Origin of the sequence: Paenibacillus hunanensis (genome assembly GCF_034055775.1) — a bacterium.
GTDB classification, from domain to species: Bacteria; Bacillota; Bacilli; order Paenibacillales; family Paenibacillaceae; genus Saccharibacillus; species Saccharibacillus hunanensis.
On sequence record NZ_CP139194.1, the window covers coordinates 4,254,217 to 4,280,610 of the forward strand.

General features: G+C 43.9%; 23 protein-coding genes and 4 tRNA genes. 9 read left to right on the forward strand and 18 right to left on the reverse strand.

Annotated elements, in window-relative coordinates:
* A complete protein-coding gene (locus SK066_RS17305; protein WP_320542395.1) occupies positions 1-930 on the forward strand; it encodes a TIGR01777 family oxidoreductase in 930 nt (309 codons plus the stop codon).
* A gap of 770 nt (positions 931-1,700) precedes the next feature.
* Here the strand turns inward: SK066_RS17305 and SK066_RS17310 are convergent.
* From SK066_RS17310 to SK066_RS17355, 10 genes are all read right to left on the reverse strand, one after another.
* Positions 1,701-3,845, reverse strand: coding sequence for a DUF6382 and FHA domain-containing protein (locus SK066_RS17310; protein ID WP_320542396.1), 2,145 nt, complete (start codon positions 3,843-3,845; stop codon positions 1,701-1,703).
* A gap of 113 nt (positions 3,846-3,958) precedes the next feature.
* Entirely contained in the window at positions 3,959-4,468 is a 510-nt protein-coding gene (locus SK066_RS17315; protein ID WP_320542397.1) for an A24 family peptidase, read from the reverse strand.
* A gap of 107 nt (positions 4,469-4,575) precedes the next feature.
* Complete coding sequence (locus SK066_RS17320; protein WP_320542398.1) at positions 4,576-5,568, reverse strand: TadE/TadG family type IV pilus assembly protein; 993 nt, start codon at positions 5,566-5,568, stop codon at positions 4,576-4,578.
* Positions 5,537-7,876, reverse strand: coding sequence for a hypothetical protein (locus SK066_RS17325; RefSeq protein ID WP_320542399.1), 2,340 nt, complete (start codon positions 7,874-7,876; stop codon positions 5,537-5,539). Before SK066_RS17325 ends, SK066_RS17320 begins: the two co-directional genes overlap by 32 nt.
* Positions 7,877-7,947: 71 nt before the next feature.
* Complete coding sequence (locus SK066_RS17330; RefSeq protein ID WP_229685557.1) at positions 7,948-8,547, reverse strand: pilus assembly protein; 600 nt, start codon at positions 8,545-8,547, stop codon at positions 7,948-7,950.
* A 67-nt stretch (positions 8,548-8,614) separates the two neighbouring features.
* The gene (locus SK066_RS17335; RefSeq protein ID WP_188773721.1) at positions 8,615-8,812 is read right to left on the reverse strand and encodes a Flp1 family type IVb pilin; all 198 of its coding nucleotides are present in this window, start codon (positions 8,810-8,812) and stop codon (positions 8,615-8,617) included.
* A gap of 12 nt (positions 8,813-8,824) precedes the next feature.
* Positions 8,825-9,709: a type II secretion system F family protein gene (locus SK066_RS17340; RefSeq protein WP_407673829.1), complete on the reverse strand. Its 885-nt coding sequence runs from the start codon at positions 9,707-9,709 to the stop codon at positions 8,825-8,827.
* A gap of 39 nt (positions 9,710-9,748) precedes the next feature.
* Positions 9,749-10,633, reverse strand: a complete 885-nt coding sequence (locus tag SK066_RS17345; RefSeq protein ID WP_320542401.1) for a type II secretion system F family protein — start codon at positions 10,631-10,633, stop codon at positions 9,749-9,751.
* A 20-nt stretch (positions 10,634-10,653) separates the two neighbouring features.
* The gene (locus SK066_RS17350) at positions 10,654-11,919 is read right to left on the reverse strand and encodes a TadA family conjugal transfer-associated ATPase (RefSeq protein ID WP_250342823.1); all 1,266 of its coding nucleotides are present in this window, start codon (positions 11,917-11,919) and stop codon (positions 10,654-10,656) included.
* Positions 11,916-13,061 (reverse strand): CpaE/TadZ family protein, encoded by a 1,146-nt coding sequence (locus SK066_RS17355; protein ID WP_320542402.1) that lies wholly within the window; start codon positions 13,059-13,061, stop codon positions 11,916-11,918. The genes SK066_RS17350 and SK066_RS17355 overlap by 4 nt, the downstream gene beginning before the upstream one ends.
* A 440-nt stretch (positions 13,062-13,501) precedes the next feature.
* Here SK066_RS17355 and SK066_RS17360 point away from each other — a divergent pair, with 440 nt between their 5' ends.
* Positions 13,502-14,755 carry an outer membrane protein assembly factor BamB family protein gene (locus SK066_RS17360; RefSeq protein ID WP_320542403.1) on the forward strand — a complete coding sequence of 418 codons (1,254 nt, stop codon included), beginning with the start codon at positions 13,502-13,504 and terminating at the stop codon, positions 14,753-14,755.
* Between the two features lie 366 nt (positions 14,756-15,121).
* Positions 15,122-16,369 (forward strand): hypothetical protein, encoded by a 1,248-nt coding sequence (locus SK066_RS17365; RefSeq protein WP_320542404.1) that lies wholly within the window; start codon positions 15,122-15,124, stop codon positions 16,367-16,369.
* A 272-nt stretch (positions 16,370-16,641) separates the two neighbouring features.
* Here SK066_RS17365 and SK066_RS17370 read toward each other — a convergent pair whose 3' ends face one another.
* The 3 genes from SK066_RS17370 to SK066_RS17380 all read right to left on the reverse strand — a co-directional run bounded on the left by SK066_RS17370 (position 16,642) and on the right by SK066_RS17380 (position 18,583).
* Positions 16,642-17,121, reverse strand: coding sequence for a thiol-disulfide oxidoreductase DCC family protein (locus SK066_RS17370; RefSeq protein WP_320542405.1), 480 nt, complete (start codon positions 17,119-17,121; stop codon positions 16,642-16,644).
* A 144-nt stretch (positions 17,122-17,265) separates the two neighbouring features.
* Entirely contained in the window at positions 17,266-17,541 is a 276-nt protein-coding gene (locus tag SK066_RS17375) for a hypothetical protein (protein ID WP_188773620.1), read from the reverse strand.
* A gap of 622 nt (positions 17,542-18,163) precedes the next feature.
* The gene (locus tag SK066_RS17380; RefSeq protein ID WP_320544912.1) at positions 18,164-18,583 is read right to left on the reverse strand and encodes an organic hydroperoxide resistance protein; all 420 of its coding nucleotides are present in this window, start codon (positions 18,581-18,583) and stop codon (positions 18,164-18,166) included.
* 174 nt (positions 18,584-18,757) lie between these two features.
* Between SK066_RS17380 and SK066_RS17385 the strand changes: the two genes are divergently transcribed.
* Entirely contained in the window at positions 18,758-19,234 is a 477-nt protein-coding gene (locus SK066_RS17385) for a glutathione peroxidase (RefSeq protein WP_320542406.1), read from the forward strand.
* Positions 19,235-19,494: 260 nt separating this feature from the next.
* On the opposite strand, the gene SK066_RS17390 is transcribed toward SK066_RS17385, so the two are convergent.
* Positions 19,495-19,577: transfer RNA gene (locus SK066_RS17390), tRNA-Leu, on the reverse strand.
* A 417-nt stretch (positions 19,578-19,994) separates the two neighbouring features.
* Here SK066_RS17390 and SK066_RS17395 point away from each other — a divergent pair.
* On the forward strand, positions 19,995-20,678 hold the full coding sequence (locus SK066_RS17395; protein WP_320542407.1) for an urease accessory protein UreF: 684 nt from the start codon (positions 19,995-19,997) through the stop codon (positions 20,676-20,678).
* Between the two features lie 414 nt (positions 20,679-21,092).
* Here the strand turns inward: SK066_RS17395 and SK066_RS17400 are convergent, their stop codons facing one another.
* Positions 21,093-21,467 carry a helix-turn-helix domain-containing protein gene (locus SK066_RS17400; protein ID WP_188773617.1) on the reverse strand — a complete coding sequence of 125 codons (375 nt, stop codon included), beginning with the start codon at positions 21,465-21,467 and terminating at the stop codon, positions 21,093-21,095.
* Between the two features lie 223 nt (positions 21,468-21,690).
* Here SK066_RS17400 and SK066_RS17405 point away from each other — a divergent pair, with 223 nt between their 5' ends.
* Entirely contained in the window at positions 21,691-21,894 is a 204-nt protein-coding gene (locus SK066_RS17405) for a helix-turn-helix domain-containing protein (protein WP_188773616.1), read from the forward strand.
* Positions 21,895-22,189: 295 nt separating this feature from the next.
* On the opposite strand, the gene SK066_RS17410 is transcribed toward SK066_RS17405, so the two are convergent.
* From SK066_RS17410 to SK066_RS17420, 3 genes are all read right to left on the reverse strand, one after another.
* A tRNA-Leu gene (locus SK066_RS17410) sits at positions 22,190-22,272 on the reverse strand.
* 15 nt (positions 22,273-22,287) lie between these two features.
* Positions 22,288-22,360 (reverse strand) — tRNA-Lys (locus SK066_RS17415).
* Between the two features lie 19 nt (positions 22,361-22,379).
* Positions 22,380-22,451: transfer RNA gene (locus SK066_RS17420), tRNA-Glu, on the reverse strand.
* 332 nt (positions 22,452-22,783) lie between these two features.
* Here SK066_RS17420 and SK066_RS17425 point away from each other — a divergent pair.
* The 3 genes from SK066_RS17425 (at position 22,784) to SK066_RS17435 (ending at position 26,135) form a co-directional block, all read left to right on the forward strand.
* The gene (locus SK066_RS17425; RefSeq protein ID WP_188773615.1) at positions 22,784-23,569 is read left to right on the forward strand and encodes a DeoR/GlpR family DNA-binding transcription regulator; all 786 of its coding nucleotides are present in this window, start codon (positions 22,784-22,786) and stop codon (positions 23,567-23,569) included.
* On the forward strand, positions 23,566-24,441 hold the full coding sequence (locus SK066_RS17430; protein ID WP_320542408.1) for an HAD family hydrolase: 876 nt from the start codon (positions 23,566-23,568) through the stop codon (positions 24,439-24,441). The genes SK066_RS17425 and SK066_RS17430 overlap by 4 nt, the downstream gene beginning before the upstream one ends.
* A 200-nt stretch (positions 24,442-24,641) precedes the next feature.
* The gene (locus SK066_RS17435; RefSeq protein WP_320542409.1) at positions 24,642-26,135 is read left to right on the forward strand and encodes a cohesin domain-containing protein; all 1,494 of its coding nucleotides are present in this window, start codon (positions 24,642-24,644) and stop codon (positions 26,133-26,135) included.
* Positions 26,136-26,394 lie beyond the last annotated feature (259 nt).

The following is a 26,394-nucleotide window of genomic DNA, read 5'->3' on the forward strand; positions in this document are numbered from 1 at the left end:
ATGAAAATTGTAATTTGCGGCGGTACAGGCTTTGTCGGCAAGCATCTTGTTCCATACTGGCTGAATGAAGGACACGAGGTCATCATCGTCACCCGGCATCTGACACCAGAACGCTCTAGTGCAGAACGTGTTCACTATATGACGTGGGATGATCTGGAGCAACGTCCAGAAAAGATCGAAGGTGTTGATGCGCTGGTGAATCTATCCGGCGAATCGCTCAATCAGCGTTGGACAACAAAAACCAAGCTGGATCTGGTCGAATCCCGAATGCGTACCGTCAATATCGTTTCCAAAGCACTTGAAAAGCTACAACACAAACCAGAGGTTGTCGTGCAAGCGAGCGCTATGGCGATCTACGGTACATCCGACGAGGAAACCTTTGACGAAAGCAGTGAACGACGTACGATGAACTTCCCTTCCAGCTTAGCCGAGCAATGGGAAGCTGTTGCAGATAGTATTAAGGACGTTCGTCTGATCAAGCTACGCATCAGCCTGGTGCTGGGAAAAGATGGCGGCGCCTATCCACTAATGAGCCTGCCATATAAGCTATATGCTGGTGGAAAAATCGGCTCCGGTCATCAATGGGTATCCTGGATTCATATTGATGATATGGTGCGCTTAATCGATTTTTGTATTCAAAATAAAGAAGTAGAAGGTCCGGTAAATGCTTCCTCTCCAGGCCCTGTGCGTTACGCAGAGTTCGGCGCCACCCTTGCCAAAGTGATGCATCGTCCACACTGGTTCCATGTGCCTTCATTCGCTATTAAGCCTGTGCTTGGTGAAATGTCTGTTATCCTACTCCAAGGTCAACGCGTTATCCCACAAAAGGCATTGGATCATGGGTTTACATTCCACTACCCTGATCTGCGCTCAGCGATTGCTGAACTGGAAGGGAAGGAAGTTGCTGTTCACAAAAATAAGCGTGCGTGAGAATGAATAAATTTATGTGTGTGTGTGTGTATGTATGTATGCATGCATGTGTGGTGTGATTTGAGCTATGTATGATCCGCTTGATGATATTGAGAAGTTGAGTGGATGTGTAATTTGACTCGGCTTACGATTGGGTATGGTACCGATCAATCGCAATAGTACCATTCGATATTACTCTGAAAAGTCACAATAACCCGCAATAGATGAAATCGTTCTGCACAAGCATGTTTAGAATCGATTTCAAATTGCGGGTATTGTTTTTGTGATTTCACTTGTTTGAGTCAGTGGTAGTTTTGTAGTTTTGTAGTTCTGTGGTTCTGTCATTATTATTCAGTATGGCTTATTGGTTATAGTTTGTTGCTACGTTGTATCTTTATTGGGAAGCTTGCTATTTTTTGCTGTGATCAACTTTTGTGTTATATTTGCTAGTTATGCTTTTTAATTCTTCGCACTTCTTCTTACTTCTGTTACCGCTTTTACTAGTTGTAACGCCTTTAGTACTTATAGTACTTATAGTACTTATAGTACTTATAGTACTTCTAGTACTTCTAGTACTTTACTAATTTTGCTATCTTCACGTTTTTTATTGCTGTTAGTATTTCTGCTTTATTTCTACTTCAATGCTAATTCATTGCTATAGCACTTCTACGTTTCTATCTCACTTCTATTTGTTTTAGCTACATAACACTTCTATAGAGTACTTCTACATGGATTGCTACCTTATTGCTTTTGACCACTAACTGAATACTCCAACTCCAAGACAGTTCATATCAGCTAGTTAGCCGAAGTGTATACAATGCTCTAGCTATAGTAAAGCTATCTCCATCCTGCATTGGATACGATTTATATGGAACGAGTGCTTCTCCTTTAAGCTGTGTACCGTTACGTGAACCAAGGTCTTTAATAAATACCTGTCCCTGACGTACTTCCAGCTCTACATGATTACGTGAGGTGCCTACCGATTTTTCATGGTAGTGCACACCATCCTCTGCACGCCCAATGATAAAGCTTCCCTTACGCAGACGAATCGACTCATTGCTCCCTCCCTCCTTATCACGACGTTCCAAATAACCATTCCAGACATTTTCGCTCATAGATGTCGGGTTCGAGGTGTCACGCTCATCGAGCAATACAGTTGCCATATGAGAAGATAATGTCTCGGTAGGAGCATGATTCGCATAGCCTGCTGCTTGATTTTCAAACTGACGAGCTTCTACAGAAAAGTTGCCATACGAATTCCCATATTCATCTGATGCGCGCGTTGTACTAGCAGATTGGGAATTGATTGAATCAAAATTCATCGCTGCTGATCCTGCCTCTGTCTTCATAGCAGATACCTGATCATTACGATTCCCATAGCCATTATGTTCGATTCCACCTGCGTTGTCATGTTTATTTCGAGAGGACGAATGTGCAAACGAACCAAATAATTCCGCGATGCTACGTTCTCTTTGCTGGACAGACTCCTGTGATGGAGCAGAATTGCTAGTAAAATGTGGTACGTCACTTCCACTATTCGGCATCGCCGCTGCTGGATGATTTATCGGTGAAGCTGTAATCGATTCTTTATTCCAGCGCCATTGCTCTTGCCCATAAGCTTCTGCCTCTTGCTTAGCTTTACTTCCAAAGCGTCCTGATTTAAGCGGCGCAGCAGTAGATGCATCTGCGGAATGGACGTTGACAGGCTCAATAGCCGAATTACTTTTGGGACCGATTGAAATTTTACCTTTGAGTATCAGATAGATCGTCAGTACAACTGTAATCGTTAATGCCGAGCAACCATATAACATGAGATCATTGCCATGCTCTAAATAACCATAACGCCAGATCATTGCAATTAACAAAGCGCTACCTGCCAGCAAATACGTCCGATACGAGGATGGAAGCTTCTTGGGCTCTTGCTCCATATCTCCTGTATCCTGATAATCTGGATTGCTATTCACTAAAGCCTGCTTTTTTTTCGTATTAAATAGTGCTCGCTTGGGTTTACTTTCCTGTTGAACTGAAGCCATACTACCAGCAGATGACATACCGCCAATCCCCTGTGTAGGCTTAAATGCTGCCTGTGTCTGCCAATCTACTCTAGCTCCCTGCGCATGAGCTGCTTGTTCACGTCGTACTTCTCGTGCGCCAGCTGGATGAGCGTATTGCGCTTCATTGGTAGCATAGCCCTGCGAAGACGCGCTGGAAAATCCCTGACCCGTATTATTGTAATCAGCAGCTTGTCCTCCTGCTGACATTGCTCCTTCATAGGTAGCGGCTGCCCAATCCCGGTCACCCGGACGTGGTGGATAAGATGCTTCAAATGTAGGATTTTGCCGCTCTGTAGCCATTGTTCCTCCTACAAGCTGATGCAGCAATAATTGCTTTAAGCCAGCCAGTGTAAACGACTGCTCCTGACAGTAACGCAAAATCTGCTGTACGATATTGCCATGAAGCTCTCGAACGGCCGCGACCCATTGCGAAGCCAGCTGAGCAATATGCTCCTGTACCGGCTCATCTGCCAGTGATTCTGTAACAGGTACATACGCGATATATAATCGCCCAGCCTGTAATGTACCGTCGATAAACATATAATCTTCATCCAAAATGTAATTAGATAATGACAGCATATACTGACTGCTCTCTTCCAGCGTCGATACAAGCTGCAATAACAACCCTAAATATTCAGCAATACCAATCGCTTCACTTTGCAGGCAATGCTTGAGCATCCGTTTACCTGTAATATCGTAGCGTAGCTGTGACTTCATGTTTAGTTCATGCAAATGCAATTGCAATACACCCTGTATACGACTCGATAGCATCATACCGGTTTGCGTGCGGCTTAACTCGCCAGACGCGAAGCCTTGCTCCCGATCAATAATCATGAATGTTTTACCATCCTGAATAAAATCCTGTGTTAATGCACTACCCATAAACACAATTCCCTCCTAACTCCATTCCAATCTTTCGTGATCAACAATCACTTGAGTTTTTATTCTTTTATTGCTTTATTTCTTCATTCTATAATTTCTCTAGTCTCGTCATTTCACACATATAGATAGCAGAAAACCACCCCGGGCAATACCGCTGTCATAAATGGAAACGTTAAATATTGCTGATGCTCTGCCTGGTTAGGTCGGATCGGTTGCTTCCACAATAAAGCTCCTGTAATACGCCATAATACGGTTCGCATACGTACAATCGTTTCGCGACGCCAGATCATAATCACAATACCGATCAAGCCAGCAAACAAAATGGAATACATCATCACCTGCGCCGTCATCGCTAATCCAAACCATGCGCCAATTCCTGCAAATAGCTTGACATCACCTGCGCCAACCGCTCGCATAATATATAACAGCAGCATGATTCCGAAGCCTAGCAGCATGCCTTTACCAGCAAACCAGGCTCCCTCCCAGCCCGCATCAACAGTGTGATATATGATTCCTGTGAGTGCAAAGATCAGATTAAGCAGATTTGGAATTTTGCGTGCGCGGATATCGGTCCAGCATGCCCATAAAATAAAGACTCCACTACCTATAAATATCATTTCCATTTCAGTTAACTCCTTTACTCACGAAAATGACATTCTTGCCATTTTCACCGCTTCGCTATTCGATGTGCATCACAGTCAGTACCCACTCGTACTGCTCCTATTACGAATTAGGGTATCGGATAAGCTCCTGTTCCTAGGGCACCTGAGACGACTGGACGACCATCGTACGTAGCAATTTCAAATGTACCGCGGATTTTTTGCCCGTCTTCTGTCGTCAGTACATACGTTGCCCAGCCTGCCGAAGCGGAAGAAGGAATTTTCCACGTCCAGATCAGATTGCCATTCGCATCAGCGACCGCTTCTCCTAGCCCCTGTGCAGTGCTAACCCCACTTTTATAGTGGACTTCTAGCTTCACACGTGAATTGGCAGGCGCTGTGGCTGCAATAGAAATGAGCGATTCAGGATGTGCAGGATGCGGTACAGACACGACACGTACGCCTGTTTCCTCCTTACTATCATCACTGGAGGCTGCTTCACCCTCTCCAGTATCCCCGATCCAGAGACGTTCTGTAGCACGCGCTTGTAATACAATTGGCTTGAAAATAAGTGGCACCTTGAATGGAAGCTCATAACTTAGCTCCACTCCAAAATAAGGATCACCTGAAAAATCCGGTACTGTCACCTCGGTTACATGGATACGATTATAATCGAGACCATTATCCGAAGACACCTGCTCAATAAGCGGTTTAATCGATGAATCAAGTACCGCTGCGGCAGCCTGATTTTTAAGCTGACGAAGTCGAGTATCCCCTGTACTTGCCGCATCCTGAATCCAATCATTTAACGGCGAAGGAAAGACTGAGCTATACTTTGCTGCAAGATCGGTCAGGCTTAGCTTCTGCATAATAGGAGCATTATCCACCGCCTGTGCTGCTATTTTTACCGGATACATATGTGTCGCCACATACTTTGCAGTATCCGATGCGGTGTTATTCAGAGCGGTGGATAGCAATGTCATCTGTACGATATATACGAGAAAAATAGTAACAAACAGAAAGATCGGAAGTACCATCGCTGCTTCTAAGACGATGCTACCCTTTTCTTCACGTCGTAGCCTTTTCACCGGATTAATAACTGTAATCTGCCTGTTGATCCGCATAATATACACCCTGCTCTACTGAACTATTGTTATAACCGGAACGTAGCATTTTCGTAATGCCCGGCAAAAACCATACCTTCATCCCTGTGCGCACATATGCAGTTGCATACGTATCTCGTTCCTGTGGATTGATTTTTGTGTTATAGCGAATAAGTGCCAGCATTCGAGACATCTTTTTCTCATTATTCGTTTGCAGTAAAAATAGTCGCAAATAATCACGATACTCAAACTCCACCTTCAAATAATCCGATAGATCCGTATGTCCTTTGCTAAACAAATCAAACATATCCATAACGGCACGCTCTACACCGTAAGCGATCCCAGCTGCCAGCACTGCAAGGGGATGTCCCAGTCGTGCATTTTTCACTAAGCCCTCAGCCGTACGAATCGCCAGTCGTACACCAAAGATTTCGGTATATGCGGCTGTTAGATTGGCAACGGGGCCATTGAAGCCGTACACGATATATTCCAGCTGCTGCTGATCTATTGTTAGCATCGTCAGTGCTTCTTCTGCACTGCCACTGTTCATTAGATCATCAATCGGAAAGTCGCCTGCCAATGACGCATCACGTTGTTTTACTGAATCAAGCAAGTTTCCCCACATCATTACATCAAACGGCTCAAAATAATGAATCGCATATTCATTCATAAAAAATTCATTTCGACTCTTCATCAGCACATCAGAGATACCACCAAATAAAATATCCATCGTGTTCATCGATTCCTGACTCTCATCGTAAGGATCGCTATTCAGTGATTTCTCGGCGTTAGAGCCACCGCCGACAGCCCGGTTAAACTCCAGGTTGGATTTGTAATAGCCATCCACCTCATCAAAGCTAACATTAGCTGCTTGTGCGCCTGCTCCCAGTGCAGCAATGGTAGCAATCATAGCAGTTGCTTTTTTCATCGATTGCTTTGCCTTTTTTTCATTAGCTGCTACGGTATCCGTCCCTGCGCGAGCAGTAGATACATCCTGTTCAATTTTGCCTAGTGCACCAGAAGGTGATTCTGGCTTACCCATATACGCTTGCAGATACCGATCCAGCAGTCTGGCAGCAGCGATCGTTTTTGATTCTAATACCGAAGCACTACCGGATGTTCGTGCAACCTGCTGCTGTGCTTCACCTGTAGCAACCTGCACAGCTTGTCTGATTGCCGCATAGTCGGTCTGCTGACTCGTATACGTTGATTCCATTCGATTCATCAATTCTTCAGGCAGTACCAGCTGCTCCAGATTTTTGCGCAGCTCGGCAATTTGCGCCTCGGCTGATGAATTTGCAGATGTGTTGGTACTACCAGGCGTATGTGTGTTACTAACGCGATCATAAGCAGCATTCGCTGCTCGACTTTTCGCTTCTTTAATGATCGTAATAATCTTTTGGTTCTCTTCACGAATGGTTTGCATTAGAGCAGCCGCGTCTTTATATGTAGCTCCGTGTTGAATGACTAGCAGACCAGCTTTGGGCATCACTTTACTGATTAGACTTGACGCATTGCTTTTGTATTTTGCTATCTTTTCTGTATGAATAGCTGATTTCTTGTTCTTTTTACGCTTTTTATCCTCAGCGATTTTGCTTGCATAGTCGCTAAACTGCGCCGCGATATCAGCAAGCGATTGAATCGAGCCGATATTTTTAGATGCAATACGATTTGCCGCTGGATGCATGACCATTTTAGCGAGTTCTTTCACGTCCAGCGCCGTCTTCTTTTGCAGAGCAATCAGATCGTCAATCGCTTTTTCTCTCTTTTCATAAGGAACCCGAACCTTGTTCAACACATCTACCGTCTGTGTGGTTTCCTTCATGATGATTGACATGCCACGTAGCTTCTCGACAACCTCAACTGTAAAATCGATCGGTGCTTTATACTTCATCTCTTCCTGCACCTGCTGGTTGAATACATCATATTTGCCGAGCGGACGACTCATCGCGATTGAGGTATCACCAACTTGTAGTGGAATCAGATTGAAGCTGTTATCCAGATCGGTGTAACTCAGATTGTCAGCCGCAGCGATATCCAATAATTTGTTCGGATCACTTTCCCCAAAAGCGAATAGACCATAGCCAGACTGAAACTCTGGCTCATACGCCGACATCACGGAGCGCAGTAGAGCATGTGTTAATCGCTCCGCCTGCACCTGCATCGCCGCAATGCGCGCATAATCAATAAATACCGCTGTAAACAAAAACACACCGGCAAGCACAACAATCATAAAAATAGTGACCGCACCACGAGCATCTGTCGCTCTGTGCCGCAGCGAGCTCACCCAGTCTCGCCATTTGCGAGCTGAACGTCGTTTTCTCCCCATAGTTCCTCCACTAAGCATTTCCATCATTCAGACATTTGTATTTTGCTATTCACCGCTTAATCAGCTATCACCTATAAGCCAAACCACTTTAAAATCGCTCCGGCTTTATCCAGCTGGAGTGCAGGGCCAGCTACGCCTGCTGCCTTGGCAGCATAATATCGCATCAGCTCTATGTTACGAATATACTCAACAGGCTCTACAATGACCGAGCCTGCTCCGATCTCGGAACGAAGCGGTTTATGCAATTGCCGTTCAAGAGCTGGAAAGGAAATAGGACGCGATAAATTGGTTTCAACCGAACGAACAAGCATCCCATTGTCATACTTGATATTTCCACTCATTTCACCAGGAACCCAGGAGGCAGCGGCAGATAGCTTTTTCTCTGGTAATGATCCGCCGCTTCCTCCTGGAATGGAAACTTCAGCACCATTTTCTGCACCTGCCCATCCAAATAGCTTGCTCAGCATCTCATCTTGAGTGAGTCGCCAATACAAGCCATCATTTTCACCCTCTGCAAATGCGCCATTATTCGGACTTTTGTAGCTGTTGTCCCAGGAATAGGCTGCACGCTCCGATGTTTTAGAGGCGGCTTGCTTGAGCATCGTATTTTGATATAAATACATACAAAAGAACATCAGCAGCAACGTCGTAAACAGTATGATTGGAAACACGATGGAAGCTTCAATGGTGAAGCTCCCACGCGTATTTCTCCAAAATCTTTGTTTTGTCATGGCAGAGTTAGTTTTTAAACTCTTCACTTTTATTGCCCATGTATTCAAGCATCCCATCTACAACATCTTTAATTTTCTTTTTAAACGCTAATGCAATGATCAAAATAACCGCTACGATCAGCACCATTTCCAGCGTGCCAATACCATCTTCCTGCTTCCAAAAGCTTTTCATTCCATTCCAGGATTGGGTAAGTACGTTTTTCATGTATTATTCCTCCTACATATTCATCATCATAAATGCTGGCGTTCCAACTAGAATCATTACAATCAAAAAAATCATGACCATCGGCAGCACCATCTTAGAGGATGCCTGCTCCCCTCGCATACGGCTGACCGCCTTACGTTTATCCCATAATGTGCGAGACAGCTCACGTAATGCCAGTCCGAATTCTCCACCACCACGGCGGAAGTTAAGCAGCACGGTCGTCGTAAATACAGACACCTCCTGCACCCCGCAGCGCTTGCTGAACGACTCTAATGCCTGTTGAAATGGATATCCATTTTCTAGCTCATTAAGCATCTGGAATAGCTCACGATATAGTGGATGGGTCGATGCACTTGCCTGCTTGCGCTGTACACAGCGCGTAATCGCTCGCTGCGCCGTTTCCCCAGCTCCAACCAGCAACACGATTTTGTTCAGTAGCTCTGGTAATTCCATCAAAATCTCTTGCTCGCGTTCCTGCACCTTCTTTTGCAAATCGCGTACAAGCGAAGCTGGTAATACGACTGCAAGCAATATGCATAGTGCAAGCCAGGTTATACTTCCACCGTTTAGCGCTGATACGATGCAGCCACCGGTCAGTAACAGCCAGCAGTAGCCTGTCATTTCGGCAATGTATAATAGTGCCCGTTCTCCGCTCAAATGGACCCCGAATCCTTTTTGAATATGGCTTTGAACACGATAAAATATACCGGGAAAGCGAGCTACAAACCGGACCTTCTCCAACAGTACCAGCCATGCAGGCGTAAATCTCCTTAGCTTGATCATGTCAAATGGTACCTCCGCTAGCTGCTTATGCTTCTCATCGGCGCTCTGGTACAATACAATCCAGCCCACTATTAGCGAAGCCGCAATCAATCCCTCCAGCCACACTCCTATCAGTTGATTCACCTCCCTTCAATGCCGATTTAGCCTTATCCATTACACCCGGATATTCATAAACTTACGAATCAATGCAAAACAGCCGGTTAAAGCTAGCAAGCAAATGGTAGATACAACGATACCTATTGGATTGCCATATAGCGGCTGCATAAAATCACCAGCTACTACATTCAAAAAAATCAAAAATATAAACGGTGTCGCCATCAATATGTAAGACTCGAATTTCTTCTGCGAAATCATTACTGTTATATCCTGCTGAATGTCCAGCTTCTCACCAATAATCGTCGACGTTTTGCGCACAACCTCCACCAGATCACCGCCAGTTCGCTTACATGTCACAAACACATCTGCAAAATTGGCAATATCCTCACTGGCAGCGCGAACGCTAAAATCTTCCAACGCCTCCTCAATCGGTTGCCCATAATCCAATCTCGTTGTAATGATCGTTAGCTCGCGAATCATATCGTTATCGCCATCTGGATATAGCATACGCAAATCCTGTGCCGCTTCCCGAAAACCATTTTCAACCGAACGACCGGCTGCTAATGATGAAGATAAAGAATACAGTGCTTGCTTGAAGTGAGCACTGAGTGCGCTCTGCCTTCGCTCAATTAAGTATTTGCGTAGTAAGCGCGGCATAAACCAGGCTGCGCTCGCCAGCATAATGCCTACAATCCAGCTGTGGTAAAACAGATAACCGACCAGCGCAAAGATCGCTCCACATATGATCATGCAGCTAACTCGCTGTACAACACTTAACTGGTAGGTGGTGTAATTGACCAGCGCAGGTGCTGAGGTAGCTCCATGCGGTCGTTCAGCAACAGCCTGCTTGATAGGCGGTCGTGTGGGATGAGACTTGATCGACTGATTGATTGGTTGATTGGTTGGCGTTCTTCCTAAAGAAGAACGACTATTCCTACTCATGTGAGGCTCCTCCTTTCTGATCAGACATTAGCGGTATACTCGGTATTGCCCATAGCAGCCAGCCGTCTCCATTCCTCTACACCAGCCGCGCGTAGCTTATCCGTATGAATCAGTAGATTCCCCGTCGGCATTAGCTGACCTACAATTTTGCCTTCGCGTTCGCCTTGTTCTTCAAATAGAAATAGAGGATTCAATACAACCTCGCCATCGATCATACCGCGCACTTCCGAAATCTCGACTACACGCCGAGAACGATCACGCAATCGTGATAAATGCACAAAAATATCAATCGCCGAGCTAATCTGCTGCCGTACGACCTGAATCGGTAGCTCTGCTCCACTGAGTACCATCGTTTCTAAACGACTCAGCATATCACGTGAGCTGTTCGCGTGACCGGTCGAGAGTGATCCATCGTGACCTGTATTCATCGCCTGTAGCATATCCAATGCTTCTGCACCACGAACCTCACCGACGATAATACGGTTCGGTCGCATACGCAGCGAGGATCGAATCAGATCACGAATACCGATCTCCCCTTTGCCTTCTGTATTGGCATTGCGAGTTTCCAGCGATACTAGATTAGGTACAGTGCGAATTTGTAGCTCCGCAGAATCCTCAATCGTAATCACTCGCTCATCCGGCGGAATATACTGGGATAGTGCATTTAAAAAAGTCGTTTTACCCGAGCCTGTTCCTCCTCCGATAAAAACATTAAATTTACTACGTACCAGCGTTTGCAGCAGACTTGAAGCTGTAGCATCAAGTGCGCCAATCCGTACCAGATCCTCCATCGTCATCGGATTCTCTGGAAATTTACGAATCGTCATCGTCGGCCCTTTGAGCGCTACTGGCGGTAGTACCACATTGACACGTGAGCCATCTGGCAGACGTGCATCCACGATCGGCGAGGATTCATTCACAACACGGTTCACACCTGCCACAATTGTCTGAATAATATCCTCCAGTCGCTCTGGCGATTCAAACACAGACTCACTTCGTAGCACCTGTCCATGTCGCTCAATAAAAATATCCTCATGACTGTTAATCATAATTTCCGTGACACTGCGATCATCAACAAGCGGCTGCAAAATATCGAGTCCACGAAAAGAATCGAATACCTGCCGTACTAATCTGCGTCGTTCACCTGCTGTTAGCTCAGGATAACGTGCTTCATCAAGCACTTTCGATTCGATCCTGCTTATCAGCTCCCGATCATCTACAGCAAATGTGACATCCAGCCCTGAACGAACCTCATTGCGCAGTGTAATAAATACATCCTCGGTCACATGCTCACCCCACCTGTCGCCCAGACACCCTCATGACTACGTTCCCCGTCAAGGCGGCATAGCTTCAAAATATCTCGTTGGAAAATAGGCGAGCACCATAATAGCTCACTGCTCGTAACCTGCTTCCATGAAGGCACATAAGGAAGTGTCGATTCCGGGTGTATACCTGCTGGTAGAGTGTTCATCACATTGCCACTGTAACGATTCATAACAAATGAAAGCTTCGGCTCCATCTGCTCCAGCCACTCACCATGATATGACTGCCAATAGGACAGCCACTGCTCTGTTCGAGCCATGCAGGGTAGATCGTCCGTTAATAGCCAGATGATACGGTCACTGCCGTTCAGCGCAGCCTGCACGCGTTCTGCCCAGCCAGATTCACAATCGATAATGACGTGATCGTATTGACCACTGCCTGCGATATAATCAATCAGCAGTGTCGTCTCTTCAGCCGTCATACGTAGCCATTCATTAAAATTAGACGGCGGTATAAATGTCTCTGCCCGAATTTCCTCCGCATATACCGTATAGTCCGTAATCGCTCCGTCAGGTGCTTGCTTCTGCTCCGCAGCGGCTTGTAGATCATACAGTAATCGTGATAATTCAGGTGTATTATGATCTGTTTCCAGCTGTAGCAGGCTGACACTACTTGCTGCCTCCAGATTTAGATAAAATACCGACTGTCCTTTCAGCCCAAGCTGCTTTGCCATATTCATAGCTGTCACCGATTTCCCACTGCCTGCAACGGCTGAATACAGACAGGTAACCCACGCTCTGCCTGCTTCACGCGGCGATTCGATCACCGTTCGCCCTGTAAAATTACATAATTGCTCCATCAAATGATGCAGCGGCTGATACTTAGCAATGGTATGTCCGTCCGCCTGCTGCTGGTCATGCTCACCTAATCGTACCCAGCGTATAGCGCCGCCCTGCTCATTCGCACGCCATGGCTCCAAAAATGCATCCTCAGCAGCAACCAGCCCTTTATAACGACCATCCTGCATATACTCTACAAACATGGCGACCTCAGAAAATGCCCGAATCGTAACTCGTGCTGCATATTCGCTAGAACGGATGTATCGCAGCAACAGCTCAATATACTCTTGATCCTCGACGCACACTACCATCTGTATAGGAGCCATCGATATTCCCCCTTCTTTGACAACAACAAAAAAAGCACCGTTTAAATAACGCACTTGGGGTGCGTAACTTAAACGGTGCTTCCGTTGTAAAAGCTATAATTTAACGTAAGAATAGCATAGAAATTATAGGTCTGCAATACTGTTTTTCTATTTTTATACAAAAAGCGCCATAACGATCAGCTTGATCCGCCGAATTTGCTTGAAAATAATGACATTTCATTCATGTTTGTTGCGTCATTCACTATTCAGGTTAAAAAGTATAGGGAACTTCCGGTGAGCAGACTTATTATGACCACATCCCTCTGTTCCAATATACGTACACACTCAATTGTAACACTAGCTTTATTTTGCATATCCATGGCATGTCATTACTGGCATGCTTCGTATAGATCTGCTATTAGCTTTGCCCATCCTATTTTACAGAAAGGCGGAATTCAATTATGAAATCTTCCCATCATTCACATCGCAGCTATGCCTGGACATCTGCTCTGCTTGCAGGCGTACTTGGCATGTCTATTGCCTTACCTGCATTTGCAGCAGAGACGGTCACACGTCTTAGCCCTGCTTCATGGTCATCGCCACCATTACTCGCAGATGTAGTCGACAATGCGCTCGCGTCCCGAGTGACCGATGTGCATGCTGTCCCCTCCAAATCGCTGGTCTATGTACATACCCAGCAGGATATTCCTAATACTACAGGCAAAACGCAGAATAGCTGGTATCTGGATACACTAAAGGCGTATAGCTCCACGACAGGCAAGCTGCAATGGAGCTATAGCCTGCACAAGCCAGCAGGAGCCTACACATTGTCTACACAAGCCGTGTATACTAGCTACGGCACCGTTTATATGTATGCCGAATATTCAGACGGTACGTACCAATTATATTCGATCCATTCCTCAGGCAAGCTAAACTGGGAAAAGCCGCTTAGTGATGCAGCGAATATAACGCTAATGAAGGACGGCTCACTGCTTATAGCTAGCCGAGGTACCGTCAATTCCGAAGGAATCATTCGCTCTACACTCCAACGGTACGACAATAATGGAAAGCTACTCAATCAACAGCCTATTCAGGGCTCCTTGCTCAAAGCAGAAGGCAATCGCATTCTCATCGCTGCCAGCAAGCTAAACAAAAACGCCAACGGCTGGGAAATGGTGCCTAACCCACAGGTGGATGTGTACGGGCTGGAGCTAAAACGCCTGTATAGCTATACCTTCCCACCAAAATCTAATATTTATGGCGATGGAAGCGACTCCATGTTCGTACTTAAAGATGGCACCGTCTTAATCCGTGCGAATATCGATGATGTAGGCAATAAGCTGTTTGGCTTTGATCCTAAAGGAAAACTCATGTGGGGACGCGTCATACCGGGTGGCTCTATCACACAATCGACAGGAACGGGCTATATCACGTATGAAAATAATACGCTACAGCTATATAATACGTCATCTGGAAAAGCAATCACCTCGGTCACACTGGAAGGTACGCCAGCCGATTACACATGGGTAATGCGCACAAGTGATGGCAATTTAATGATCAATATGGATGACCGCACCTACATCGTATATCCATCCACACTGGCGATTGTAGAAACGATCGATACAACGAATTTAGGCTCACCGATCGATTATGTGAATCGCACCGTGTACTCTGTTAAGGATGGCACATTATACAAATATGTGATCAAAAAATAGTGGCTGTTCTGATAGTTGAAGCCATATGAAGCTAAACAACAGAAATCATAACGCAAAAGCCTGACCATTAGTATAGCCTGCTACCCATCAATGCTTCAACATCCGGCATAGATAGGGAATAACAGCAGCATACGGTCAGGCTTTTATATGTAAATCTTAAAATAATGTTACCTCTTGTTACGCATTTCTCCTTATCATTTTGCCAGAGTATCCTATAATAAGTGCAGTAAGCTAACATCGTACATAGATAGGTATGAGCATTACAAGCTGTTGTTTTTTGCTAGTAGACTAGCTTGTCCGTAGCATATCTCTACGGTCAAAACACAGAATAAAAATTAGAAACTTGAATAGGAAAGGTGTCATTACATGTTGAAAAATAAACCTCGCCTCTACCGTCTCGGTACAGGTCTACTCACTGCGATCCTTGGCATTACGATCGCTATGCCTTCGTTTGCAGCTCAAGCGGATTCGTTGACGACACTAAAGTCTGCTTCCTGGTCAACATCACTCTTTTCAGCCACTGATCATCCTGATTTATCCGAAGTAACTGATATCAAGGTGATCCCATCCCAATCACTCGTATATGTGAAAGCTTCACATACCGAGCAGAATGCTCATGCTACGCCTTCTACAAATGATACTACACACGAGGTTGATACCTTTAATGCTTACAGTACGAAGGATGGCAAGCTAGAGTGGAGCTATACCAATCTGGGTGAACCCGGAGACACTGGCGTGACACAATATGCTAATAATGGCACCGTTTATTTTTGCAATCGATATGCTGACGGTCACTACAGACTCACCTCGTTGAATCCAACAGGAAAGGTGAATTGGACAATGAAGCTCCCTGCAATGGCAAATGCTTTTCCTTATGATTTAAGTCTGATGCAGGATGGTTCTCTACTCGTATCGGTTGCGGTTCATACCGATTCACAGGGCAATGTGCAATCGATGTTGAAGCGATATGATGCCAATGGCAAATTGCTGCAACAAAAAATAGTGAACGGCTTTGTGATGGCAGCTAGCGGTAAGCGTATCATTGTAGATGCTAGTATTTATAAAAACAATGAAACGCAATTAAAAAATGCAAAAGTCGACGTCTATGGACTACAGCTAAACTCCATCTACAGCCACAAGGCTATACTCGAATTTGATCATTATGACGATCAAATTGCTGTACTGGATGATGGAACAGTGCTAATCGGTACGTATAAGCCGGACGAAGGAAATATGTTAATTCGCTTTGATGCCAACGGCAAAATCACCGGAAAGCAAGCCGTATCCGATGACTATCATATTCAATCCACCGGTTCAGGCTATATTCTGTACGACCATAATATATTTAAATGGTATCGCTCTAACTCGCAAAAGCCAGTAGCCTCTACCACCTTAAAAGGCAGCCCCGCCGATGCGAGCTGGATACAGCATACAAACGACGGCAATCTGTTAATTACAATGCTGGATCGTACGTATATTTTAAATCCAACCACACATGCGATCGTTGCTGCATGGCACCGCACTTCGTCTGATCTGACCTTTGACTACGCTAATCATGCCGTATACACGAATCAAGGCAAAGATGTCCTTGCTAAATATGTACTTCAAAAATAAATCGAGATACCTGCACAATAAAGTGTACACCACACAATAATACACACATCAAAATAGCTATAGGGACACCAACACGCAATAAACGAATCCCATCACGATAAACACACCAAAAAGCCTGCTCGCACTTATATCTCAATCTACTATCTGCACTAACAGTACAGTAGCAGATTAGCGATTGTGCATAATGCGACAGGCTTTTTAGCTTATCTTCATTCAAACTCACTTCTGCTCACAACTCTTTCATTTAAAACGATTCCGTCACTTACACTACACTATTCCAAAAAACGCTCCCGAATCTCAGGTGTGGGCAGCATACATTGATCCGACTGACCAAACCAGCGATAGCGATTACGCGCAATAATATTATACACCCCATCCCGTAGCATACGCGGAATGATAATGAATGCATACAATAACGGCCACGCAAACCGTAATTTACGCGCAATATGCAATGCAGCTGTCGAACGAGTATAAAAGGTGCCCTTCTCAATCAATACAAACGTATCCATCTGATCAGTTTTCATGCCACCCTTTTGAAGTAGCTTTTGCCCCACCTCAGATTGTAACGAAGCAAAATGGAAAATACCTTTTGGATCACGCTTGATGATAAACTTGGTCGCTCCCTGACAAAAATGACAAACTCCATCTACCAGTACAATCGGATGATCACCCTGAATAAGCGCTTCGATCTGTTGATCCGTCAGTTCCGTAGGTTCGCCCGGTCTCAATACCGGAGCATGTGCAGTTACCATTCTCGCCACTCTCCTTTATACAAAGTCGTTTGCGATACGCTGAGCTTTCACTACATCCACTACAACACTAAAAATAGCAAAAAAGCACGAAGAAGATTCCCCCGCGCTCTGCATATAAGCGTTATGGCGTTGTGACAAAATAGCTTATGCCAGTGCTTCGTCAATCAGTTGACGATCTTTAATTTGCTGATCAATTTCGCCTGCAAAGGCATTGAAGCAGTTGCAAATAAAGTCTTTGCGGCATACAGGACATGGCTTGGTCAGCAGTCGATTGATATAAGTCATTTTCCACTCTGGAAAACGATTGTAGAACATGCGGCACTCTGTTCCGTCTACCAGTGTTGCCGTAAATTCGTACAGTCCTTCTTTTTCATTGATACCGGCTTTTTTGAGCGTCGTAATCGTCGGTCTATATGCCATTTTATCATCACCCGTTATCCTTAAAATTTCGTAGCAAATTACAAATCACCTATGACATATTAAAGAATTTTATGGTATGTGTCAACTCTATAGATGTACGGGGGAGTACAAATATGGAGCCGAACGGGTAATTGTTGCGTCGATTGTCACGATCTGCCGCATCAACTATTGCCATTTACTGTACAGGAAGCACTCTGGTTTTACAACCAGAATCTATTCGACGGATTGCCCTGTTATGTTAACCTTACCCGTGTCCTGTAAAATTAATCGGCTTTCAGCCAAAAAATTGATGCGGTTATGTAAACGAAGAAATATGGATCTCATCTAGTCTGTAGTACATAGCTAAGGTAGCGGCTGACATCGTAGTGAATATATCGGTTGGTGAAGTCATACTATAATCAATATATGCATGCTCCCATATATCGTCATAAAAATCCCCCTTTGCAAAAACAAAGGGGGATTTTTTTATAGTTTATACATACGGTCATCGTATAGAAATGTCATAGGCATCTGGACTACGCTACCTATCATTAATTTACATCAGCTTATATCAGCATTTTACATCAGCCTCTATCAGCGCAGATCATTCTACCGATCCTCTATACGAATCGAATTGCCGGAATTACACAATATTCAGTTCTACATCAATATTGCCGCGTGTTGCTTTGGAATACGGGCAAAATTCATGTGCTTTTTTCGCGATCTCCAGTGCTTCATCATGAGACAGACCCGGGATACTCACATCCAGGCGTACCGACAGCTTAAAGCCATCATCTGTTGGATCTTTATCGATCATTACGTTACTTGTAACGAGTGTATCCGTTACGTTCACCTTTGCTTTGCGCGCCACATTAGCCAGTGCGCTCTGATAGCATGCGCCATATCCAGCGGCGAACAATTCTTCCGGGTTTGTGCCGTTACCGCCACCGCCACCCAGCTCCTTAGGCATCACCAGATTCACATCTACAGCACCTGTGCTGGATTCAACCTTACCTTGACGTCCACCATGAACCTTCGCTGTTGCAGTATACAATGCCATTATTATTCAGCTCCTTCATACGTCATGATTTTGAACCAACACTATATTTGTAAAGCACTGTGTTCCAATTGAAACGCCTTTTTGTGATTTTATATAGGTAAACTAAAATTGACTTTATCATTTTAATTTTTTAAAATTAAGTTGATATCATCATAATAAAAGGGGGCTGTGTAACGGATGAACGTGTATGATTTTAAAGCTACCAACATGCGTGGTGAAGAGGTGTCGCTGGATCAATATGAAGGTAAAACATTGCTAATCGTGAATACGGCAAGCAAATGCGGACTAACGCCACAATTCTCTGGTCTACAGGAGCTTTATGATAAATTTAAAGACCAAAACTTTGAAATTCTAGGTTTCCCGAGCAATCAATTTGCGAATCAAGATCCGGGTAGCAATGAAGAGATTTCAGAATTTTGCCAGCTGAACTATGGCGTAAGCTTCCCGATGTTTGAAAAAATTAATGTAAATGGCGCTGACGCACATCCCCTGTTCAAATATTTATCCGAGCAAGCGCCCGGTATTCTAGGCTCCAAGGCAATCAAATGGAATTTCACCAAGTTCTTGATTAGTCCAGATGGTACACCTGTGAAGCGCTATTCTCCACAAACAACACCGGATAAAATCGAAGACGACATTCGTAAGCAGCTTTGATCTTCTAGCTCTGGTCTTCTTTAACAGAATGTAGAAGTAGCCGAGCCATCATCATAGCTCCGATTCTCAAGCTCTGAACCATAATCGTGTTATCAAACTTCAATATGTATTATCATAAATTGTATTCTTATATACCTCATAAGCTGAATGTCTATTCATAAAACACGCGTATAAATAAAAAAGCAAGCAACCCGATCTTTATCAGATCCGTTGCTTGCTTTTTGGTTCTAGTGAACCGTTCCGTATGCTTCTTACCTAAATGCGGTCGAGAGGACTCGAACCTCCACGGGTATACACCCACTACCCCCTCAAGATAGCGTGTCTGCCATTCCACCACGACCGCGCAGATAATATTAGCTGTAGATGGATGAAATATCCGAACCATCTTCAGCAACTTTTATAATATACCATCTTCTTATGTTATTGTAAATCCTTATTTCACTCCATTGGATGAACCTCTCACATCCTCTACATTAAATGTTACTTATATTTTGCTATAGCTTTCAGAAAGGTCATAAAATCAATTTATAATCTATATAATTTACATTTTTTAGTTTAAATCATGTTATTTAGGTTAATATTATTGACACATAGACAACAATTATGTAACTATTATTAACAAAATAACTGTTTCATTTTATTCAAACCATTATATTACTAAGATACATGATAGCTAATCAGACATTTAAATAGAGAGATAGGATTCTGTTATTATTTCCATCTATTATTATTTAATCCACCGTGCGGAGGAGGATTCAAAATGAAAAGCAATCAGAAGTTGCTGGTGTATGTGCAACTACTGGAAGCCAAGCTACCAACAGCTAGCTTTACCCATGCGCACAATCTGGAAAGACATGTACAGGAAGGTCGAATGACCCGTGTCAACGAGCTGGAGCATTATATTCACAATCATTTACAGCCTCATCTATTTCGCTGGGAAGCGCCTGCTATTTATGGTGTATATCTTGCCGAAGCCCAGCAGGATGCTCATACCCTTGCCCGCATGGATCACGCAATCATCCGGCAAATTATCGAGCCGGATCATATGCAGGAAGCCAGCCAAACAGGAAAACGCTTACTCAAGCTAGCGCGTAATCTGTATCCGTGGATGAGCTTTGAGCTGCTGGAGCAAGCAATGAAGCAACATGGGGCGATCCTTTCACTGACCGTTCTGCATGCCTGGATTAATATCCAGCTTGGAATGCAGCGCGAGCAGGCGATTGAGTGTTACTTCTATACTTTATTATCCTGCTGTATGGGTAGAGTCGCTAAGCCGCTCGGCTTGACGATACGAGAAGCTCAGCAGCTAACCGATGAATGGTCGTCTATCATGGAACAGCAGTGGCTAGCGCAGGCACAGGAAGCCTATCACGAACAGAGCCAGCTACTCTCTCCTTCCTTCCAATCGCCACTATCCCTATCTCCAACCGTATCTGGCAACTAACTATTCCACTTCACTCATCTACCTGTATAGACCTGTATTGCAAAAGGAACTATTCACTCCCTACAAGAATTTATGATTTGCAATCCGCATAACAAAAGAGGCTGGCATCTGCGTCATATAGACGTGATCTGCCAGCCTCTTTATGCCAATATACAATGCCCTGCTATACAATGATCTGAATTGCTTCCATTGAATGGGCGCCGATGAATGAATATGGATGAATGTCGATGCTCTGCATGATCGTTCACCATGCTTGCGTCTCACATTCCTCTATTATAGCTTCATTGCTCTGTACGACCTGTAGCTGAACTAGCTTCCCCCAAGCTCATCCTCATTCGACACTGCCTTGATTGGCTTCTGCTCATTCAGTTGCCAATTCCGATTCAAGACTATCCGACGATATAGACGCAACAGTTAGCGGTTACTACCCTGCTGTCTGGATTTGCGATACACAGAGAACTCAATATATTCCTTAATGAAATCCTTCTCTCGCTCAGACAATACCTCATCCTGGCAATTCAATTGCCCCATAAGTTCAAAAAAATACGGGCTGGATTGCTCGTTTACCGTCTGTGCATAGCGCTCTTTCCCCGTAAGAAGCCAATCCAGACTAACATCAAAATAAGCTGCAATTTCGATCAGCTTGTGTGTACCTGGTGTCGATTTGCCACGTTTCCAATCGCCAAAGTTACCAGTACTAATTTTAAGTTGTTCGCAGAATGACTTTTTCGTGATGCCTTTATTTTTGATCAGTAATTCAATGCGTTCATAAATGGATTGCGACTGCATATGATTTCAACTCCCCGACCATGTCATCTAAAGCTTCTAATAACACTTTTATAAGTAATTTAATATTGATAAAAATCGCATTTAAGTATATAATTGATCTAACGACAATTTTTTACTTCTTTTCCTGAATCATTATACCATAGAGCCCATAATGATCGGGAACCGGTACCGATCCTATAGTCATATGGTACGTTATACTTTTAGCAAGCAAGGGGTGATATCGTTGAACCGCAAGCAGCCGGTTACCTCCTTCGGTTGGGCTATCAAGCAAAGGCTGGCAGAGCTACAAATGGATCAAAAGACGTTTTGCGAGTGTTACGGGATTCCGCCATCTCGTTTATCCAACCTGATCAATGGAACACGCAAGGCGGCACGATACCGTAAACAAGTCGCTGAGCTACTCGATATTCCCGAGTATTTTCAATGAATGGCTGTCTACGTTCCATGAAGGACGTACATAATCAAGCAAAACAATCGGCTTTATAACTACCAATTCCAGCTTCTCGGATAAATATTGATATTCCGCCTGCCATAAGAATTATGTAGTCTGTCTAGCTTCAAACCAAAACACAATTATGATTACTAATATAGTATGGTTTGGAATGGAATTCAACAAGGTTATGCGCAAGATCACCTTATTTATTCAAATTATTCCATTTTATTCTACAAATTGCAAACAAAAAGTCCCTGTTATAAAACAGGGACTTTTACGTATTGCAGAATGCGGTCGAGAGGACTCGAACCTCCACGGGTATACACCCACTACCCCCTCAAGATAGCGTGTCTGCCATTCCACCACGACCGCATGGCATATAAAAAGTGAGCCATGAAGGACTCGAACCTTCGACACCCTGATTAAAAGTCAGGTGCTCTACCAACTGAGCTAATGGCTCTCACTAATGAAATAAGGGATGACCCGTAGGGGATTCGAACCCCTGTTACCTCCGTGAAAGGGAGGTGTCTTAACCCCTTGACCAACGGGCCACGTTTTCTTAACAACAAAAATGATTATATCAAGTACAGAGTTATATTGCAAGCATTTTTTTATTAGTTTTAAATGCTCTATTTTGTTGCTTTATTTAAGTCAAAATCGGAAGAATGACTTGTAGTTTTACTTATAAATACTTATAATTACTTATATAAACTTAAATATGCAGCATGAACAGCATACTTTACTTACCTCTACTTGTTTCTACTTGCTTATGAGCTAAATTGCTTGTTATCGTTCTTCATCATACTTGTTGTGCTTATCATGATGGGTAACGAACAAGCATGAGCTGCACCCAGTGTCTTTATTCTTCCAAAGGAGAGCTTCTATGTATCAGGAAGAACGCATGCTTCATATTTTGGAGTATCTTAGTAAGCATCAGCGAATTACAATTGAAGACATTTGCCGCATTTTTCAAGTCTCCCGGGACACTGCCAGACGTGATCTTGTCCGACTGGAAGAGCAAAATTCAATCGTACGCACGCGTGGTGGTGCTCTACTCTCGGCTGGTCCGATCATTATCCCAAGCTATAATGACCGCCTGAATACGGTATCTGCTGAGAAAAAGCAGATCGGTCGTCGCGCTGCACAGCTCGTTCAGAGCGGGCAACGCATCATCCTCGATTCCTCTACTACGGTTCAGGCATGCGCCGAATTTATCGAAGCACCTGGCTGTACCATTGTCACCAACTCAATTAATCAGGCAGACATTTTATCCAACAAGCAAGACATTTCTGTTCATCTGCTCGGCGGGCAATTGCAATCGCAGCATCGTTATGTATACGGCTCAGCTGCTGTTGAAGCCTTATCGCATTATTTTGCTGAACGAGCCTTTATCGGTGTCGGTAGCATTTCCAGCAAAGGTCTTACCTCACTCACCGTGGAGGAAGGTCGGATTAAGCACAAAATGATGCAGCAAGCCGAGATGACGATCATTCTCGCCGATCATTCCAAATTTGGACGTGAGCTATTTTATAAGTTTGCCGATCTGTCTGAAGTCGATCTAATCATCACCGATCGCTCCCCTACTCCCGAAATGCTGGAGCTACTCGACCAGCATGAGGTGGAGCTATGGGTTGCCGATCAATCATTTTCGAAGGAGCTGAGTCTATGAGTATCAAATTAATCGCAATTGACCTGGATGGTACACTGCTGAGTGGCCATACGTACATTAATGATGTGAACAAGGCAGCAATTCGTGCTGCACAGGAGGAAGGCGTAATTGTGGCGATTGCTACAGGTCGCGAGCATAATAATGTACGCTCTTTCCTAGAAGCTGCTGAGCTGGTAACGCCGGTCATCTCCTCTAATGGTTCTGTTATCCATAATGAGCATAAAGAGCCGATGTTCTCCCTCCCATTGCAAAATCATCAAGCGATGGAGGTGCTGGACTGGCTGGAAACGAATCAGTACTACTATCAAGCACATACGAGCAAAGGCATTTATACGATTAGCACCGGTCATCAGGTGCTGGCTGTAGAGGTCGATCGTCTGCTGAGCACCAATCCTGATCCAAGCTATTTGCAAATGCTAGAAGCGATGCAGGGAATGAGTGCCAAGCTGAAAATGATTCGTGTGAATACGTATCATGAGATTCCAGACAACACGGAGTTTTACAATATTCTTGCCTTATCCTTTGAACAGGAGAAGCTGGAAGTGGGACGTCAGCATTTTGCTGGTCGTGAGGATATGACAATGGTCGTTTCTGGTCATATGAACTTTGAGATTGAACATAAAAATGCTTCCAAAGGAACGGCGCTCCAGCATCTGGCAGAGCACTATGGTATCCCACTGGAGCAAACGATGGCGATTGGCGATAATTTTAATGATGTATCCATGATCCAGCTTGCTGGACTGGGTGTAGCTATGGGCAACGCGGAGCCTGAGGTGAAGGCCATCGCCGATGACGTTACGCTGACGAATGAGCAGGATGGCGTGGCTCATGCGATCTATAAGGCGCTGGGGTTGAATGTGCCGCTGGTGTGATTTTAATTTATCTATATGAATATTTAGAGAGACTCCTTTCAATAAGGAGTCTTTTTTTGTTATACAATGTGACACTCTAAATAAATTGTATATATTTTACATAAAATACTTTATATGTATTTTTTTAACTGGATACTCTGTTTATTACTGTGTAGTATTCACTTTGTAAGAAAAATTCACTTTAAGGGAGTTATGAGAAAATGAGGGATTTTAGATTTATAAGTTTTTTGCTGGTTTTAGTATTTTCGGTGCTTGGCTTTAATAGCGTGTCACATGCAGCCGCTCCAGTTACTTGGACAACTTCTAAAAGTTTGACGTACCAATATCAGGGAGATGCTGGGAAAATTGAAAGAGCAACTGCTGGTAAGACTTCTGGTAAATGGTATTGGGAAGTAAAAGTAGACAAAGAAGGAGCAGGTACTCCATCTAAATGGATAATCGGTATTACAAATTCAGATTACTCTACATATATGGCATACTTTGGATATAGCGGCGAAAAACTCAACTATAAAACCGGTAGAACAAAATATGGAGCAACTTATAGTGTAAATGATATCGTTTCTGTCGCTTTAGATATCGATAATCATACAATTGAGTGGTATAAAAATGGAGTTAGCCAGGGACAATCTACTTATACAGCCGGCGACTTTCCGAATGCTACATTTGCAGCTATTGTAAATGGGTCTACTTCTGATACACGAGCTGTCACAGCAAACTTCGGAGCTTCACCGTTTAAGTACGCTATTCCAGCCGGATACAAAGCTTATGACGAAGAGAACTATGTCTCTCCCATTGGTCAATCCACATTAAAAGCTACTGCAGGAGATAGTCAGGTCAACCTGAGCTGGACTCCAGCCGATCAAGCAAGCAGCTATACAGTTAAACGTTCTACTACAGCAGGCGGCCCTTATACCTCCATCGCAAAAAGTGTTACCGCTAACGTATACAACCAGTTAGCTTATACTGATACCACTGCAATAAATGGCACTACATATTACTACACGGTGTCTGGAGTAAATAATTCATCTGAAGGCCCTGCTTCCAACGAAGCTTCAGCTACACCGGTAGCTGCCATCAAGCCGAATGAACAAGCCATTTTAGATGTAGCCATTGAAAAAGAAAAAGCAAAAGTCGGAGAAGAATTCACTGCCGATCTGTCGCTCAAAAATGTGAACGATATTTATGCAGAAGACTTTGTTATCAATTACGACAGTACATTGATGCAGTATCTTGGTTACACCGAAATCGCAGGCTACAAAGTATACAATGAAACGAATGATAATAAAGGTACACTTCGCTTCATTGTTGCAAGCCAGGGTAAAAATCATGGTATCTCCACAGACACACTGTTCCTGACACTTAAGTTTAAAGCGATCGCAGCAGGTGAAGGAAAAGTAGATTCACTCACAGGAAGAATTGCTGATACGAAGCAAGAGTATGATATTAAGCCCGCCAATGCACTACAGGATACGATTCTGATCGAGAAACCTAGTTTTTTGGACGTGAATAGATCTGGAGAATATACCTTACTTGACCTCTCTATCGATGCATTCTACTTTGGTTTAACAGCAGCCGATACAGATAAAACATTGTATGACGCTGACCAAACCGAAGATAACCAGGTGGGCGACGATGATCTGGTATATATCGTGAATCAGATGCTTGCAAACACCAACTACAATCCTCACAAATAAATTATTGTCCTACAAACCAACCATGAAGACGTTCCTGTCTAGTGGTTGGTTTGTTCAATTTGAAGACAATCTCATTTGCTACCATCGATATAACTATTATGGACATAAAAAGTACGAATCATTGTTCTAGCTAGAGTGCTATCTGCTCGATTATACAAATCATTTCTAAACGTATCGCTCTTTTTTTCTAAACTCTCTGTAAATTGCAACGAATGACAAGAATAAAAAAGAGCCGGCAGCGCCGACTCTTTACTTAACC

Coding starts and splice junctions, on each gene's coding strand:
- SK066_RS17370 (WP_320542405.1), bottom strand. CDS start 17,121: ATGGTAACTGCACATGCTCCGGTATTGAGACCGGGCGAACCTACGGAA.
- SK066_RS17335 (WP_188773721.1), bottom strand. CDS start 8,812: ATGAAAAACGTACTTACCCAATCCTGGAATGGAATGAAAAGCTTTTGG.
- SK066_RS17430 (WP_320542408.1), top strand. CDS start 23,566: ATGAGTATCAAATTAATCGCAATTGACCTGGATGGTACACTGCTGAGT.
- SK066_RS17345 (WP_320542401.1), bottom strand. CDS start 10,633: ATGAGTAGGAATAGTCGTTCTTCTTTAGGAAGAACGCCAACCAATCAA.
- SK066_RS17355 (WP_320542402.1), bottom strand. CDS start 13,061: ATGGCTCCTATACAGATGGTAGTGTGCGTCGAGGATCAAGAGTATATT.
- SK066_RS17375 (WP_188773620.1), bottom strand. CDS start 17,541: ATGGCATATAGACCGACGATTACGACGCTCAAAAAAGCCGGTATCAAT.
- SK066_RS17365 (WP_320542404.1), top strand. CDS start 15,122: ATGTTGAAAAATAAACCTCGCCTCTACCGTCTCGGTACAGGTCTACTC.
- SK066_RS17315 (WP_320542397.1), bottom strand. CDS start 4,468: ATGGAAATGATATTTATAGGTAGTGGAGTCTTTATTTTATGGGCATGC.
- SK066_RS17425 (WP_188773615.1), top strand. CDS start 22,784: ATGTATCAGGAAGAACGCATGCTTCATATTTTGGAGTATCTTAGTAAG.
- SK066_RS17320 (WP_320542398.1), bottom strand. CDS start 5,568: ATGCGGATCAACAGGCAGATTACAGTTATTAATCCGGTGAAAAGGCTA.
- SK066_RS17395 (WP_320542407.1), top strand. CDS start 19,995: ATGAAAAGCAATCAGAAGTTGCTGGTGTATGTGCAACTACTGGAAGCC.
- SK066_RS17325 (WP_320542399.1), bottom strand. CDS start 7,876: ATGGGGAGAAAACGACGTTCAGCTCGCAAATGGCGAGACTGGGTGAGC.
- SK066_RS17385 (WP_320542406.1), top strand. CDS start 18,758: ATGAACGTGTATGATTTTAAAGCTACCAACATGCGTGGTGAAGAGGTG.
- SK066_RS17360 (WP_320542403.1), top strand. CDS start 13,502: ATGAAATCTTCCCATCATTCACATCGCAGCTATGCCTGGACATCTGCT.
- SK066_RS17305 (WP_320542395.1), top strand. CDS start 1: ATGAAAATTGTAATTTGCGGCGGTACAGGCTTTGTCGGCAAGCATCTT.
- SK066_RS17435 (WP_320542409.1), top strand. CDS start 24,642: ATGAGGGATTTTAGATTTATAAGTTTTTTGCTGGTTTTAGTATTTTCG.
- SK066_RS17400 (WP_188773617.1), bottom strand. CDS start 21,467: ATGCAGTCGCAATCCATTTATGAACGCATTGAATTACTGATCAAAAAT.
- SK066_RS17310 (WP_320542396.1), bottom strand. CDS start 3,845: ATGGGTAGTGCATTAACACAGGATTTTATTCAGGATGGTAAAACATTC.